We start from the raw sequence: 13,540 nt of genomic DNA on the forward strand, positions 1-13,540 counted from the left end.
GTTATATACCTAAAGGAAATCAATATAGCTGAAAATGGCCGCGATCGTCTTCGGATTCGTCTTATTTTGACAAGTATTCCACGCCTTGGCCGCCCTGCCCTGGCGGCGTGGAAATGAGGAACAGGCCGCCCAGCACCAGGGCGCCATTCAGGATCAGCAACTCCAGCCCGATGCGGTAATGCTCGAACAGCCGCATCTGCTCCTGCTCGATCAGCGCGCACAGCAGCGGCCCGGCCACGGCCACCAGCGGTACCCAGCGGTCGCGCACGCCGCGCTGGCTCAGCAAGCCGAAGGCAAACAAGCCCAGCAGCGGACCATAGGTATAGCTGGCCAGCTTGAGGATCACGCCGATCATGCTGGGATCGTCCAGCCATTTGAAGGCCATGATGAGGACCAGGAACAGCGCCGCAAAACCCAGGTGCACGCGGCGGCGCCAGCGCATCTGCTGCGCCGCGGTCAAATCCTGCCGGCGCTGCACGCCGAGGATGTCGATGCAGAAGGTGGACGTCAAGGCCGTGAGCGCCCCATCCACGCTGGGGAACAGGGCGGAAATGAGGGCGATGAAGAAAATCAGCTGCACCACGGCCGGAAAGTGCCCGAGCACCACGGCGGGGAACAATTTGTCGCCCGTGGCCGTCACGCCGGCCAGCGGCGCGTACAGGTGCAGCAAACCGCCGAGGAAGAGGAACAGCAGCAGCACGCCGGTCAGCACGACGGTCAGGCTGAGCATATTCTTTTGCGAGTCGCGCAAGGTCCGCACGGAAATGTTCTTTTGCATCATTTCCTGGTCCATGCCCGTCATGGCGATCGTGATGAACATGCCGGCAAGAATGTGCTTCCACACATAGGCTGGGCTGTCCGGGTCGACGGTGAAGATGCGCGTAAGGCCTTGCGCGCGCATGCGCTCGAGGCTGTCGATCAGGGACAGATCCATCTCGCGCAATAAAAACACGCTGCAGATGACGAGACCGGCCAGCATGCACGCCGTTTGCAGGGTATCGGTCCAGACGATGGTTTTGACGCCACCCTCATACGTGTACAGCAGGATCAGCAGCAGCACAACGCACGAGGTCAGCCAGAATGGCACGCCCAGGCTGTCGAGTATGGTGGCTTGCAGGATATTGACCACCAGATACAGCCGCGCCGTAGCGCCCAGCAAGCGCGAGACGATGAAAAACGCCGCTCCGCTCTGGTAGGAACGCCGTCCCAGGCGCAATTCCAGATAACGGTAAATCGAGGTCAGCTGCAGCCGGTAGTACAGCGGCAGCAGGATGAAGGTGATGGCCAGGTAGCCGAGCACATAGCCGATCATCAGCTGGATATAACCGAAACCGTTGCTGCCCACGGCGCCGGGCACGCTGATGAAAGTCACGCCGGTGAGCGTCGTGCCCACCATGCCGAAGGCCACCAGCATCCAGTTGCTGTCCTTGTTACCGATGAAAAAACTGTCGTTGGTGGCATGGCGCGAGGTGCGCCCTGCCACGCCCAGCAGGATCAGGAAATACGCGAGGACGACGGCAAACAGGATGAGGGGGGACATGGGCGTTGCGCTGGCGGCAAAGGGGAACAGGGGCCGAAATATACAGCAAAGCCCCTATTCACGCCGGCATCAGCAGCCGCTCGGTTTGACTTTCTCCACCTCCAGGCCGAACCACGGACGCAAACGCGTGCCGACGACGTTGCCGAGGAAAGCGCAGACCAGCCACAGCCAGCCGTGCAAGCTGCCCGAGACGATGCCGCTGAAATAAGCGCCGATGTTGCAGCCGTAGGCCAGGCGCGCGCCGTAGCCGAGGAGCAAGCCGCCGACGATGGCGGCGATCACCGAACGGCGCGGGATGCGCCACACGGGCGCATAGCGGCCGGCCAGCGCCGCCGCCAGCATGGCGCCGAGCACGATGCCGATGTCCATCACGGACGTCTTGTCTTGCGTCAACGGCGCGGCCAGGGCGGCCGCGTTGGCCTTGGTCGACCAGTAGGCCCAGCTGGCCGTATCGATGCCGACCACGGACGCGGCCTTGGCGCCCCACAGGGCAAACGCGGACGTCACGCCCCATGGCTTGCCCGACAGCGCCAGGGTGGCGAAGTTCAGCACGACGAGGGCAAAGGCGCCCGCCACCAGCGGCCACGGGCCATACAGCCAGGGCGACGCTTGCGCGGGCCGCAGCGGCGTGGCGACGAGCTTGCCATGGCGGCGCTTTTCCACCAGCACCGTGATGCCGGCGATCAACGCGAAGACGATCCAGTTCAGCGCCAGTGCGGGCACCAGGCCCAGAGTCGTGACGAGGGAAATGGGCTGGAGCTGCGGCAGCGCCGTCCAGAACGGCATGTGCGCCGTGCCGATCACGGAGCCGACGATGAAGGCGGCCAGGGTGATGAGCATGCGCGTGCTGCCCCCGCCCACCGTGTACAGGGTGCCGGAGGCGCAACCGCCGCCCAGCTGCATGCCGATGCCGAAGATGAAGGCGCCAAAGATCACCGAGGTACCGGCCGGAGAAACGAGGCCCGCGACGGGCGTGCCGAACAGGGTGCCAGCCGACAGCGCAGGGAAGAACAGCGCCACGCCAACGGCCAGCATCAGCATTTGTGCGCGCAAGCCGTCGCCGCGGCCGTCGGCGATGAAGACGCGCCAGGCGGACGTAAAACCGAAGGCCGCGTGATACAGGGTGACGCCGAGCAAGGCGCCCACCACGTACAGCGCGGACAGCGTGGCGCCGACGGTTTGCGCCAAATACCAGGCGCCGAGCACGATAAGCACAAGCGCGACGCCCAGCGGTTTCGGATTGATGGCGGCGCGCAGGCGCAGCGGTGACGTTGCTGTATCGGACATGGGGAGTATGGGGGAGAGGAAGGTAAGCCCTATTCTAAACCCTACGCTCGCCCGTGCCAGCAACTTGCTTGCAGATCAAGCTGGCTTAGTGCCCCACCGCATGGATCGACTTTTCGCCGCCAGTGCGCACGGGGATGGGATTCAAGCGATCCAGCCGGCCGCTCAAGGCCGTCAAGCCGAACGCCCCGAGCACGACGAGCGCGCCGATCCAGCCCGTGTGCACTAGGCCCAGGTGTTCCACGATCAGACCGCCACCCCAGGCGCCGCCGGCGATGCCCAGATTAAAAGCGGCGATGTTCAGCCCCGAAGCCACGTCGACGGCGCGGGGCGTGAAGTGCTCCGCTTGCTGCACGACATATACTTGCAAGCCAGCCACGTTACCGAAAGCCACGGCGCCCCACAGCAGCACGGTGATGACGACGAGCACGGGATGCGGCGCCGTGAAGGTCAACAGCAGCAAAACCAACGCCAGCAGCAGGAAGATCAGTTTCAGAGCGCTGACAGGACCTTTCTTGTCGGCCAGCTTGCCGCCCCAGATATTGCCGAACGCCACGGACACGCCATACACCAGCATCACCACGCCCACGGCGCCGGCGCTGAAACCCGACACGTCTTGCAGGATCGGTGCCAGATACGTAAAGGCGATGAAGGAGCCGCCATAGCCGACGGCCGTCATGGCGTACACCAGCAACAGGCGCGGCTGGCCCAGCACCTGCACTTGCTGCAGCAGGGATGCAGGCTTGCTGTGCTTGATGGTCGACGGCACATACAGCAGGCTGCCGACAAAGGCGACCAGGCCCAACGCCGAGACGGCGAGGAAGGTTTCGCGCCAGCCGAAATGCTGGCCGATGAAGGTACCCAGCGGCACGCCCGTCACCAGGGCCACGGTCAAGCCCGTAAACATGATCGCAATCGCGCTGGCAGCCTTGTCCTTCGGAACCAGCGAGGTGGCGATGGTCGAGCCGATGGAAAAGAATACGCCATGCGCCAGCCCCGTCAGGATGCGGGCAACGACGAGGGTTTCATAACCCGGTGATTTCCACGCCAGCAAGTTACCCAAGGTGAACAAGACCATCAGGGACAACAGCAAGGTCTTGCGGGGAATCTTGCCCGTCAGGGCAGTCAGCACGGGTGCGCCGACGGCGACGCCCAGCGCATACAGGCTGACGAGCAGGCCGGCCGAGGGCAGGTTGACGCCCAGGTCGGCGGCGATGGTGGGCAACAGCCCGACGATGACAAACTCGGTGGTTCCGATGGCAAATGCGCTGAGGGTCAGCGCGAGCAAGGCAATGGGCATGGCAAACTCCGATAAATGATGTTGGCATGCAGTATCGGGGTTTTCTTTGTTTCGAAAAATACCTCCACAGGAAGAAGATACTTGCGCGCAAATCAATAATTGTATGGTCTGCTACACTGACCGCATCAACACGGGATCACCACCATGAATTCAGAAAAACTGGCGCTGCTGGTCACGCGCGAAATGCCATATGGGAAATATCAGGGACGGTTGCTGGCGGACTTGCCAGGCCACTACCTGGGCTGGTTCGCGCGCGAGGGCTTTCCCTCGGGCGAACTGGGCAGTTTAATCGCGCTGATGTACGAACTCGATCACAACGACTTGCGCAGCTTGCTCGACCCGCTGCGCACGCGCAAGTCACCGTGGCGGCCGGGCGAGTAAGGAGAATAGAAGGCGTGTCTTAAAACTCGCGCACCTTCTTGGCCAGCATGGCGCTGAACTCGCCATTTTCCACGAGCTTGTGCAGCTCGCTGGCGCCACCGATCAGCACCCCGTTGACAAAGACCATGGGGAACGTCGGCCAGCCAGTCCACATTTTCAGGGCATTGCGGCGGTGCCACTGGTTCAAATAGCTGCCGTATTGCAGGTACTGGTAGGGCGTGCCCAGCACGTCGAGGATCTTGCGCGCCTTGCGGGGAAACGGATTGAGCGCCATGCCGACCACCACGACCTGGTGCGCGGCGATGGCCGCCTGCACTTCGCGCACGATGTCCTTGTGCTTGCTGCCGATCAAGGGGCGGGCGGCGGGATGGATCTGGGCTTGGTCAAGGAGGGCGCGGGTCATGAAAGTCCTGGGGTGAGTGGCACGTGGCGTGCGGATCACGCATTGTGCCACGCACACGGGCCGGCGTGGGCTACACTGCGCGCCCTACTCCCCTTCGTTTGAATATATGCAAGAAATCATTCTCATGCCTGCATGCCGCCCCCGCCGCCTGCTCTGCGCTCTTCTGCTGGCCGCCAGCTGCGCCAGCGTCCACGCCGCCGATGCCGGCCTGGAAAGCGGCTTGACGCATGCGCTGCAGCTGAAAAAGGGCACGACAGCAAGAGTGGGCACCTCGGGCAAGGCCATCGCCGCCTACATGCGCGAAGGTTTGATCAGCCAGCGCCCCCAGCAGCGCTTCGACTACACCGATTACTACCTGCTGAAGAAACCGGCCAGCTTCATGGGACATGAACTGGTGCTCATCGAAGAGGAATACATCACGCAATACATAGGCTGCTGCGTCAGCCCCGGCGCCGGCGTGACGGTGAAAGTGCGCGGCAGCACGCAAAACCTGCAAGCGTTCGCCAGCGCCCAGCGCTGCACCCTGACGGACCCCGTCGATATTCAACATGCTCTGAACGAGGTGGCCATCAAGACCCGGCTGCCGCAAGGCCACTACGCATCCTTGAGCTGCCGCGAACGCGATGCGGAGCGCGAGGAGCAGTAAGCCCTAGCCCAGCGGCACGTGCAAGCCCATCTTGAGGCAAGTCAAGGCCACCGAGGTGCGGTAGCGGCGGATATTGTCGTCGTCGCCGAACAGGCGTTCTGTCAGCGCCTCATACTCGGCCATGCTGCTGGCCGTGATCACCAGCAGGTAATCGGCCTCGCCCGTAATCCCATAGCACTGCTGTATGGCAGGCTCGGCCATGATGCGCGCGCGCATGGCGGCCGTGCGTTGCGGATGCTCGTCGTGCAAATGCACTTCCACCGTCAGGATCAGGGGTCGGCCCACGCGGCTCGCGTCGAGCACGGCCACCTCGTTGCGGATCACGCCGCTCTCGCGCAGGCGGCGGATGCGCCGCTGCACGGCCGGCGCCGACAAATGCACGGCCTGGGCGATTTCGCGCTGCGAGGTGGTGTTATCGCGCTGCAGGATGTCGAGGATCGCCAGGTCGAAAGCATCGAGCGTGAGGGAAGGCGTGAGCGAAAGTTGCGTCATGAAGGTCAAATTGCAGTGCAAAACTCGGAGCAGACACAATAAACTTTCACTATTCCGATATCAAGCCTTTTATCACCATGCCATTACGCCGCTATTCCTCGCTGATTCCCTTGCTGGCCATCCTCGGCTCCGTCACCTGCCTGGGACTGGGCACCTCATGGGCCAAGCACAGCCTGTTTCCGCTCGTCGGCGCCCAGGGCACGACGGCCGTGCGCGTGGGCTTTTCCGCCCTGCTGCTGTTGCTGTTCTGGCGCCCGTGGCGTTGGCAGCTGAGCCGCGCCGACCTGCGCACGGTGGCCCTGTATGGCGCCGCGCTGGGCTTGACCAACCTGTGCTTCTACATGGCCTTGCGCACGATCCCGTTCGGCATCGCCGTGGCGATCGAATTCTCCGGCCCGCTGGCCGTGGCCCTGCTGGCCTCGCGCCGCCCGCTCGACTTCGTCTGGGTGGCCCTGGCCGTGGCGGGACTGGCGCTGCTGCTGCCGCTCGGCCACGACGTCAGCAACCTCGATCCCACGGGCGTGCTGTTCGCCCTGGGCGCGGCCGTCTGCTGGGCCTCGTACATCGTCTTCGGCAAGCGCGCCAGCCATTTGCATGCGGGTCACTCCGTGTCGCTGGGCCTGACCATGGCCGCGCTGGTGGTCGTGCCCGTGGGCGTGATGCACAGCGGAGCCGCCCTGCTCTCGCCCGTCGTGCTGGGCGTGGGCCTGGGCGTGGCCCTCATTTCCAGCGCCATCCCGATCTCGCTGGAAATGGTGGCCCTGAAGCGGCTGACGCCGCAGGCGTTCGGCATCATGAGCAGCATGGAACCGGCCGTGGCCGCCATGTTGGCGTACATCCTGCTCGACGAGCGCCTCGGTGCCGGGCAATGGCTGGCGATTGCCATGATCATGGCCGCGTCGATGGGCAGTTCGTACATGGCGCAGCGCCAGAGACGCGCTGCGCCGGTGCTCAGACCCGAATATAAATCGTGAAGCGGGCGCCGCCCAGCGGTGAGTCGTCGATGGCGATGGCGCCGCCGTGCAGCGCGACGGCCCTGGCGGCAATCGCCAGTCCCAGGCCGTGGCCGGCGGTCGCATGGTCCTGTTCGCGGGCCAGCCGATAGAACGGGGCAAACACCTGTTCGCGCTGGCCGGCGGGAATGCCGGGGCCATCATCCTCGATCACAATACGCAGCGCATCGCCTTCGCGCACGGCCGACAGCGCGATGCGCGCGGTGGCATATTTGGCCGCGTTGCCAAGCAGGTTGCCGATGGCGCGCGCCAGCAGGCGGGGATCGCCGCGCAATTCGCCCAGGTCATCGGCGATGCCCGCTTCCACTTGCCGCGGCAGGACGGCCGCCATGCAATCGCGCAGCAAGGGCGCCACGGCAAACGGCTGGCGCGGCAAGGCTTGCGCGTGATCGAGCTGCATCAGGCCCAGCAATTCGTTGACCAGCGTTTTCAATTCCTCGACATCGGCGCCCATGGCGTCGACGCGTCGACGCAGGGCAGGGTCAAGTCCCCCATGCCGTTCGTCCAGCAGCGCCAGGCCGAATTCCAGCCGCGCGATCGGCGTGCGCAATTCGTGCGACACCGACAGCAGCAAATGCCGGCGCGCTTCCAGCAGCGAGCCGATGCGCTCGGCCATCTCGTTGATGCGGCCAGCCAGCGGCGCGATGCTCGACGCGGGCTTGACCTGCGCCCGCGCCGCCAGGTCGCCCTGTCCGAAATCGTCGGCCATGCGCGACAGCGCGGCCAGGCTGCGCCCGTGCGCGCGCGTCCACCAGCCCAGCGGCAGCAGCAGGCACAGCGCGATGACCGCAAAGCGGATCGCCTCCATGCGCAGCGCCTGGCCAACGTCGATGGGCAGGTTTTGCGCGTGGAGCACATCGTCCTCGCTGCCGGCATAGCGTGCACCCGTGGCGTCCACGCGGCGATAGAAAGCCTTGCCGCCCACGTCCATCACGACGGCGCCCCGCAGCAGCTGCGCGCGCGCCTCGGTCGGCAGCGCCGGCAGCACGATGGACAGGGGCTGCAATTCCAGCGCGACGTCCGATACTTCGCGCACCTTGTTCAGGCGCGGCAGCCAGTCATCGGCGGGCGCCTGGTCGATGTACTGCTCCAGCAGGAATATCTGGCCGGCGGCCTGGTCGCGCGCGATGTGTTCGAGCGGATCGCCGAACAGGCGGCTGAAGGTGAAGTAAATGACGCAGCTGGCCAGCGCGATGGCCAGCACCACCAGCAGCGCGAAACGCCAGAAAAGACGGGTCATTCCCAGGCGGAGGGCGTGAGCAGATAGCCTTCGCCCCATACCGTCTTGATGCGTTCCGCGCCGCCGTCATCGAACTTGCGGCGCAAGCGCGAGATGCAGTTGTCGATGCTGCGATCGAGGCCATCGAACTCGATGCCGCGCATGCGCACGAGGATCTCGTTGCGCGACATGACCTTGCCAGCGGCGTCGGCCAGGATTGCGAACAACTTGAATTCAGCGCTGTTCATGGCGATTTCCTGCCCGCGCCAGTGCACGGCGCGGTTTTCGCGCGACACGCGCAACTGGCCGATGACGATGTCGCTGCCGCCCGCCGCGCTGCCGCGCCGCTGCAGCGCGCGCAGGCGGGCCAGCAGCACGCGGGGCTGCACCGGCTTGCTCACGTAGTCGTCGGCGCCCTGCTCCAGGCCCGATACTTCGTCGAAGGTGTCTTCGCGCGCGGTGAGTATCAGGATGGGCACGGCGCTGAGCTGGCGCAGCTGGCGGCACACCACCAGGCCATCGACGCCGGGCAAGGTCAAGTCGAGTATGACCAGGTCGGGCTGCAGGTCGCGAAAGCGCGCCACGGCCTGGTCGCCGCGCATCACCACGTCGACCGCATAGTCGTATTCATCGAGGTATTCCTTGACCAGCGCGGCAAGCCGCGCATCGTCCTCCACCAGCATTACACGTTGCATCGCCCCTCCGCGCCGCCATTTTGTCGCGTATTGTAGTGGAGCGCGGCGCACAAGTGGCATATTCGACAATCAGGTACACATTTGTACACTTTCTATACAAATGCGGCCTACAAATTAAGGACAATTCAAGGACAAACCTGGGCGGATTCCGGCACGAGGTTTGCCTAACATGGATAGCTCTTACCTCAACCGGAATCCGAACATGAAAAAAATTGTCTACAGCACCCTGTTTGCCATCGCCGCCACGTCGACGGTCCATGCCGAAGGCCTGTACTTGGGCGCCAACGTCAGCCCTTCCAGCGATGGCAAGATCGAGCGTGCCGAGGGCGGCGCGACGGCGCGGCGCGGCCCCAGCAGCAAGGCGGTGCCCTTCGGCGTCTTTGCCGGCTACGAACTGACGCCGGCCTGGGCGCTGGAAGGCGGCTATCGCGCCAGCGGCGGCGCGACCAGCTTCGACCTCGATCCCGGCTACCAGCTCAAGGTACGCAATAGTGCCGCCTACATGGCGGCGCGCGGCACGTGGCGGCTGAACGACGACTGGTCGCTGTTCGGCAAGGCTGGCGTGGCGCGCAGCCATGCCGAATTCTCCATCGCAGGCAAGAACGCGCCGCCGGGCGAGTCGGCCAGCAAGACCGGCTTGTACCTGAGCGTGGGAGCCGCCTACCAGATCGGCAAGGACGTGGCGCTGCAGCTCGAATGGGAGCACGCCCCGAAAGTCAGATACGAAGGACTCAATAGCACGATGAACCGCCTGGCGCTCGGCGTGCGCTTCGGCTTTTAAAAGGATGGCATGAACAAGTTCGCTCCCCGTTTTTTTCCCTGTTTTTCTCCCCTGCTGTTGCTGCTGGCCGCCTGCGGCCCGGCGCTGGCCGAGGAAGCGAGCACCGGCACCAGCGCGCTGATGATGCCCGATGGGAGCAGGGATATGTACGTGGGAGCGGCGCTCACGGGCAGCTCGGCGGCGGACGATGGCGCATCGCGCGGCGCCGTCCTGCGCCCGCTGCTGCAGGTCCAGTGGAGCAACGGCCTGTTCGTTTCGGCCAGCGGCGTGGCGGGCATGCACCTGTCGGCCACGCCGGGCGTGGAATACGGCCCGTTGCTGGCCGCCAGCAATGCGCGCGCTCCGGAAGACAGCCGGCGCCTGCGCGGCACGCGGCGGATCAAGGGCTCGCCCGACGTGGGCGGCTTCTACGGCTATTACCTGGGCGACCAGGCGCGCGTCACGGCTAACCTGATGCACGACACGAGCGCGCACGGCTGGCGCGGCCAGCTCGGCCTGCAAAAGACCCTGCCCTCGCTGGCGGCCCATCACACTGTGACCTTGTCGGCCGGCGTGTCCCTGGCCAGCGGCGCCGTGATGGACGAGCTGTACGCCGTCAGCGCGGCAGCCGGCGGCGCGCGCGACTACCGCCCGACCGGCGGTGTCGCGTCCGTCGACATGGGCGTCAACTGGAACTGGGCCCTGAGCAGCAAGTGGCTGCTCAACAGCGCCGTGACGGGCACGCGGCTGGGCAACGGACCGGCCCACAGTCCCTTCATCGAACGCCGTAACGTCATCACCTGGTCGAGCGGCCTCGGTTACCGGTTTTAAGCTCCATGCTCAGATCCCTGCTTCTCGCCCTGGCACTGCTGCCCGCGTTCGCCTGCGCGCAGGAAGCGGGCGACTGGATCGCCTACCGCGACGCCTACCGCCACATGATCTGGTTCGAAAAATACGGCAAGCCCAAGCAATTCCTGCAAAACCATCTGCGCCTGCGCCCGCGCGACGCCGGCGTGTCCACCGATGGCTTGCGCCTGACCTTGCACGGCAAGGGCGCGCAGCTGGCGCTGCCGCTCGATGCGCTGGGCCGGGCCGTCTTCCCGTTTTCCCGGGCCGCGTATGACGACAACGCGGAGCTGGCCTGGAACCGCAAGCCGGGCCAGATCACGTCAATCGCCTGGGTCTCCATCGTCACGCGGCCCGATGGCGTGTATGCGGCGGCCGACTTGCGCGCCGCCTGCGAACAGCTGCTCGCCTACCTGCGCTCGACGGGCGGAGCGAACGGCAAGCGCTGCGCCGGCGTGCAGTTTTCGTATGCGAGGATGGAAGCGGCGCAAGTGCGCTACCAGGGCGGCGATGGCGCGCCGGTCCCGCTGGCGGCGCAGGAAGGCCCCGCGTTTCCCGGCGACGCCGTGGCCGGTTTCCGCGTCTTCGCCTACCGTTTCAGCGCGCATCCGGACGCGGGGCAAGTCCTCACCAGCGCCACACCACTGGCCATTGCCGCGCTGCTGGAATAAGCTCACCTCAGCCGCGCCGTGCGCCAGGCCAGCAGCGCCGCCAGCACGAGCAGCGCGGCGCTGGCCGTGAAGGTAGCGCGAAAGCCGTAGCCGTCGAGCAGGATGCCGCCCACGGTGGAACCGAAGCCGATGCACAGCTGGACGACGGCCACCATCAGGCCGCCACCGGCTTCGGCGTCATCAGGCAAGGTCTGCGCCAGCCACGACCACCAGCCCGTGGGCGCGGCCGTCGCCAGCAATCCCCATAGCCCCAGCAGCACGAAGACGGGCGCCAGCTCGTCGCCGAACGCCAGCAGGGCCAGCGCGATGGCGGCCATCAGCAAGGGGATGGCGACCAGCGTGCGGTACAGGCCACGCCGCAGCGCGACGCCGATCAGCGCCGTGCCGATGAAGCCGGCCACGCCGATCGCCAGCAGCAGCATCGACAAGGTGGGCACGCCGACGCGCGTGACGTTTTCCAGGAACGGTCGCACATAGGTAAACAGCACGAACTGCCCCATGAAGAACGCGCCGACGGCCAGCATGCCCAGGGCGACCTGGCGGCGTTCGAGCAGGCGCAAGACCTGGCCGGAACGGGCCGAACGCGGCGCCGCCGGCATCGATGGCAGGCTGCACCACTGCCAGGCCAGCGCCAGCAGCGCCACCGGCGCCAGGCACAGGAAGGCGCCGCGCCAGCCGATGCTGGCGCCCAGATAGCTGCCCAGCGGCGCGGCCACCACAGTCGCCAGCGCATTGCCGCCGTTGAAGATGGCCAGCGCCCTGGGCACGCTGTGGCTGGGCACGAGGCGCATCGCCACGGCCACCGACATCGACCAGAATCCCCCCACCACAACGCCGATCAGCGCGCGCCCCGCCATGTACATCGCGTAGCTGGTGGCCAGCCCCACCACCAGCGCCGACACGCACATCAGGCCCGTCAACAGCAGCAGCAAGGTCTTGCGGTTCATCGATGCCGCCAGGGTAGCGATGGACAGGCTGGCCAGCACGGCGAAGGCGCCCGAGATGGCGATGCCATAGCCGGCCAGGCCTTCGCTGACGTGCAAGTCCGCCGCCAAGGGCGTGAGCAGGCTGACCGGCATGAATTCGGAGGCGATCAGGGTGAACACGCACAGGGTTATGGCAAAGATGCCGCCCCAGAACGCGGGCGCTGCCGCCTCGCTGCGGACCGCGCTCATGCCGCCAGGGCGCGCTGGAAGAACGACGTCAGCTTGTCCCACGGGATCAGGGTCACGCGGTCATACAGGTCGACGTGGCCGGCGCCGGCAACGTAATGGAGTTCCTTCGGCTCGGCGGCGCGCCGGTAGGCATCCTCGCTGAATTCCTTCGAGTGCGCCTGGTCGCCCGTGATGAACAGCAGCGGACGGGGCGAGATCGTCTCGATATCGATGAAGGGATAGAAATTCATGAACTTGACGTTGCTGCTCAAAGTGGGACGGGTGGCGCGCTCGGGCAACTGGCCGGCCGGGATGTAGGCGCCGCGCGGCGTGCGGTAGAAGTCGTGGAATTCGCGTTCGATAGCACTTGGGTTGGCGCTCAGCTCGGGCAAGGTACCGCTCGTGTAGGCGGTGGCGCCGCCGGCAAATTCCACCTGGCGCTGGCGCGCGGCCGCGGCGATATAAGCCTGGCGCTGCGCCAGCGTTTGCGAGCGGCGCAAGCCATGGCGGCTGGCGCTGCCCATGTCGTACATGCTCACCGTGGCGACGGCCTTGATGCGCGGGTCGATCTTGGCCGCGCTGATGACAAAGCTGCCGCTGCCGCAAATGCCGATGGCGGCGATGCGTTCGCTGTCGACAAGCGCTTGTGCGCCGAGAAAATCGACGGCCGCGCTGAAATCCTCGGCGTAGATATCGGGCGAGACGGCGTTGCGCGGCCGCCCTTCGCTCTCGCCCCAGAACGACAGGTCCAGCGACAGGGCGACGAAGCCCTGCTCGGCCATTTTGGTCGCATACAGGTTCGCGCTTTGCTCCTTGACGGCGCCCATCGGGTGGCCAACGATGATGGCGGCGTGCCGGCGAGCGGGGTCCAGCTGCGTCGGCAGGAACAGATTGCCGGCAACCGTCATCTGGTACTGGTTCCGGAAGCGCACCGGCTGCACCTTCACCTTGCTGCTCTGGTAGAAATTGTCGGCGCCATCGGGCATGGCCGGCAAGGCCGGCGCGGCGGCGGCGAAAATGGGTGCGCCCAGGACGGACAGGACGCCCAGTGCCGCCATGCCCGTGCCGGCGGCCTTGACGAATTCGCGGCGGCCAGCGGTCGTTTTCATGCGTGTTGTCTTCATGCCCATGCTCCT

The 13,540-nt window shown here is 65.6% G+C and carries 15 protein-coding genes; 6 read left to right on the forward strand and 9 right to left on the reverse strand.

The features are described from left to right. Positions 1-61 precede the first annotated feature (61 nt). The 3 genes from HWE17_RS07630 to HWE17_RS07640 form a co-directional block, all read right to left on the reverse strand. Complete coding sequence (locus HWE17_RS07630) at positions 62-1,540, reverse strand: sodium:solute symporter (protein ID WP_176388363.1); 1,479 nt, start codon at positions 1,538-1,540, stop codon at positions 62-64. Between the two features lie 69 nt (positions 1,541-1,609). Further along, entirely contained in the window at positions 1,610-2,827 is a 1,218-nt protein-coding gene (locus HWE17_RS07635; RefSeq protein WP_176388364.1) for a YeeE/YedE family protein, read from the reverse strand. An 85-nt stretch (positions 2,828-2,912) separates the two neighbouring features. Beyond that, positions 2,913-4,124 carry an MFS transporter gene (locus tag HWE17_RS07640; protein ID WP_176388365.1) on the reverse strand — a complete coding sequence of 404 codons (1,212 nt, stop codon included), beginning with the start codon at positions 4,122-4,124 and terminating at the stop codon, positions 2,913-2,915. Positions 4,125-4,268: 144 nt separating this feature from the next. Between HWE17_RS07640 and HWE17_RS07645 the strand changes: the two genes are divergently transcribed. Further along, positions 4,269-4,505 carry a DUF3820 family protein gene (locus HWE17_RS07645; RefSeq protein ID WP_034749909.1) on the forward strand — a complete coding sequence of 79 codons (237 nt, stop codon included), beginning with the start codon at positions 4,269-4,271 and terminating at the stop codon, positions 4,503-4,505. Between the two features lie 19 nt (positions 4,506-4,524). On the opposite strand, the gene HWE17_RS07650 is transcribed toward HWE17_RS07645, so the two are convergent. Then, positions 4,525-4,908: a glutaredoxin gene (locus HWE17_RS07650; RefSeq protein ID WP_035820452.1), complete on the reverse strand. Its 384-nt coding sequence runs from the start codon at positions 4,906-4,908 to the stop codon at positions 4,525-4,527. Between the two features lie 124 nt (positions 4,909-5,032). Between HWE17_RS07650 and HWE17_RS07655 the strand changes: the two genes are divergently transcribed. Next, positions 5,033-5,554, forward strand: coding sequence for a hypothetical protein (locus HWE17_RS07655; protein ID WP_176388366.1), 522 nt, complete (start codon positions 5,033-5,035; stop codon positions 5,552-5,554). A 3-nt stretch (positions 5,555-5,557) separates the two neighbouring features. On the opposite strand, the gene HWE17_RS07660 is transcribed toward HWE17_RS07655, so the two are convergent. Continuing rightward, positions 5,558-6,046, reverse strand: a complete 489-nt coding sequence (locus HWE17_RS07660) for an Lrp/AsnC family transcriptional regulator (protein WP_176388367.1) — start codon at positions 6,044-6,046, stop codon at positions 5,558-5,560. 77 nt (positions 6,047-6,123) lie between these two features. On the opposite strand from HWE17_RS07660, the gene HWE17_RS07665 reads away from it, so the two are divergent. Beyond that, positions 6,124-7,020 (forward strand): DMT family transporter, encoded by an 897-nt coding sequence (locus HWE17_RS07665; protein ID WP_176388368.1) that lies wholly within the window; start codon positions 6,124-6,126, stop codon positions 7,018-7,020. On the opposite strand, the gene HWE17_RS07670 is transcribed toward HWE17_RS07665, so the two are convergent. Both HWE17_RS07670 and HWE17_RS07675 read right to left on the reverse strand, forming a co-directional pair. Continuing rightward, positions 6,998-8,299 (reverse strand): ATP-binding protein, encoded by a 1,302-nt coding sequence (locus tag HWE17_RS07670; RefSeq protein WP_035820457.1) that lies wholly within the window; start codon positions 8,297-8,299, stop codon positions 6,998-7,000. The genes HWE17_RS07665 and HWE17_RS07670 overlap by 23 nt on opposite strands. Continuing rightward, on the reverse strand, positions 8,296-8,973 hold the full coding sequence (locus HWE17_RS07675) for a response regulator transcription factor (protein ID WP_035820458.1): 678 nt from the start codon (positions 8,971-8,973) through the stop codon (positions 8,296-8,298). The genes HWE17_RS07670 and HWE17_RS07675 overlap by 4 nt, the downstream gene beginning before the upstream one ends. A 202-nt stretch (positions 8,974-9,175) precedes the next feature. Between HWE17_RS07675 and HWE17_RS07680 the strand changes: the two genes are divergently transcribed. Genes HWE17_RS07680 through HWE17_RS07690 form a run of 3 tightly spaced genes read left to right on the forward strand, consistent with a single transcriptional unit; the run spans position 9,176 to position 11,250 of the window. Next, positions 9,176-9,754 carry a porin family protein gene (locus HWE17_RS07680; RefSeq protein WP_035820461.1) on the forward strand — a complete coding sequence of 193 codons (579 nt, stop codon included), beginning with the start codon at positions 9,176-9,178 and terminating at the stop codon, positions 9,752-9,754. A 9-nt stretch (positions 9,755-9,763) separates the two neighbouring features. Beyond that, positions 9,764-10,564 carry a MipA/OmpV family protein gene (locus tag HWE17_RS07685; protein WP_099400394.1) on the forward strand — a complete coding sequence of 267 codons (801 nt, stop codon included), beginning with the start codon at positions 9,764-9,766 and terminating at the stop codon, positions 10,562-10,564. Positions 10,565-10,569: 5 nt separating this feature from the next. After that, on the forward strand, positions 10,570-11,250 hold the full coding sequence (locus tag HWE17_RS07690) for a hypothetical protein (RefSeq protein ID WP_035820463.1): 681 nt from the start codon (positions 10,570-10,572) through the stop codon (positions 11,248-11,250). A gap of 2 nt (positions 11,251-11,252) precedes the next feature. On the opposite strand, the gene HWE17_RS07695 is transcribed toward HWE17_RS07690, so the two are convergent. Then, positions 11,253-12,425, reverse strand: coding sequence for an MFS transporter (locus HWE17_RS07695; protein ID WP_035820465.1), 1,173 nt, complete (start codon positions 12,423-12,425; stop codon positions 11,253-11,255). Beyond that, on the reverse strand, positions 12,422-13,528 hold the full coding sequence (locus HWE17_RS07700; RefSeq protein WP_255206154.1) for an alpha/beta hydrolase: 1,107 nt from the start codon (positions 13,526-13,528) through the stop codon (positions 12,422-12,424). Before HWE17_RS07700 ends, HWE17_RS07695 begins: the two co-directional genes overlap by 4 nt. Positions 13,529-13,540 lie beyond the last annotated feature (12 nt).

The organism is Janthinobacterium sp. BJB401, assembly GCF_013372745.1.
In the GTDB taxonomy this organism is placed as follows: domain Bacteria; phylum Pseudomonadota; class Gammaproteobacteria; order Burkholderiales; family Burkholderiaceae_D; genus Janthinobacterium; species Janthinobacterium rivuli.

Bases quoted from the DNA above. Each gene is read 5' to 3' on its own strand.
- HWE17_RS07690 (WP_035820463.1), top strand. From the start codon at position 10,570: ATGCTCAGATCCCTGCTTCTCGCCCTGGCACTGCTGCCCGCGTTCGCC.
- HWE17_RS07630 (WP_176388363.1), bottom strand. From the start codon at position 1,540: ATGTCCCCCCTCATCCTGTTTGCCGTCGTCCTCGCGTATTTCCTGATC.
- HWE17_RS07675 (WP_035820458.1), bottom strand. From the start codon at position 8,973: ATGCAACGTGTAATGCTGGTGGAGGACGATGCGCGGCTTGCCGCGCTG.
- HWE17_RS07680 (WP_035820461.1), top strand. From the start codon at position 9,176: ATGAAAAAAATTGTCTACAGCACCCTGTTTGCCATCGCCGCCACGTCG.
- HWE17_RS07660 (WP_176388367.1), bottom strand. From the start codon at position 6,046: ATGACGCAACTTTCGCTCACGCCTTCCCTCACGCTCGATGCTTTCGAC.
- HWE17_RS07665 (WP_176388368.1), top strand. From the start codon at position 6,124: ATGCCATTACGCCGCTATTCCTCGCTGATTCCCTTGCTGGCCATCCTC.
- HWE17_RS07670 (WP_035820457.1), bottom strand. From the start codon at position 8,299: ATGACCCGTCTTTTCTGGCGTTTCGCGCTGCTGGTGGTGCTGGCCATC.
- HWE17_RS07700 (WP_255206154.1), bottom strand. From the start codon at position 13,528: ATGAAGACAACACGCATGAAAACGACCGCTGGCCGCCGCGAATTCGTC.
- HWE17_RS07635 (WP_176388364.1), bottom strand. From the start codon at position 2,827: ATGTCCGATACAGCAACGTCACCGCTGCGCCTGCGCGCCGCCATCAAT.
- HWE17_RS07640 (WP_176388365.1), bottom strand. From the start codon at position 4,124: ATGCCCATTGCCTTGCTCGCGCTGACCCTCAGCGCATTTGCCATCGGA.
- HWE17_RS07695 (WP_035820465.1), bottom strand. From the start codon at position 12,425: ATGAGCGCGGTCCGCAGCGAGGCGGCAGCGCCCGCGTTCTGGGGCGGC.
- HWE17_RS07685 (WP_099400394.1), top strand. From the start codon at position 9,764: ATGAACAAGTTCGCTCCCCGTTTTTTTCCCTGTTTTTCTCCCCTGCTG.
- HWE17_RS07650 (WP_035820452.1), bottom strand. From the start codon at position 4,908: ATGACCCGCGCCCTCCTTGACCAAGCCCAGATCCATCCCGCCGCCCGC.
- HWE17_RS07645 (WP_034749909.1), top strand. From the start codon at position 4,269: ATGAATTCAGAAAAACTGGCGCTGCTGGTCACGCGCGAAATGCCATAT.
- HWE17_RS07655 (WP_176388366.1), top strand. From the start codon at position 5,033: ATGCCTGCATGCCGCCCCCGCCGCCTGCTCTGCGCTCTTCTGCTGGCC.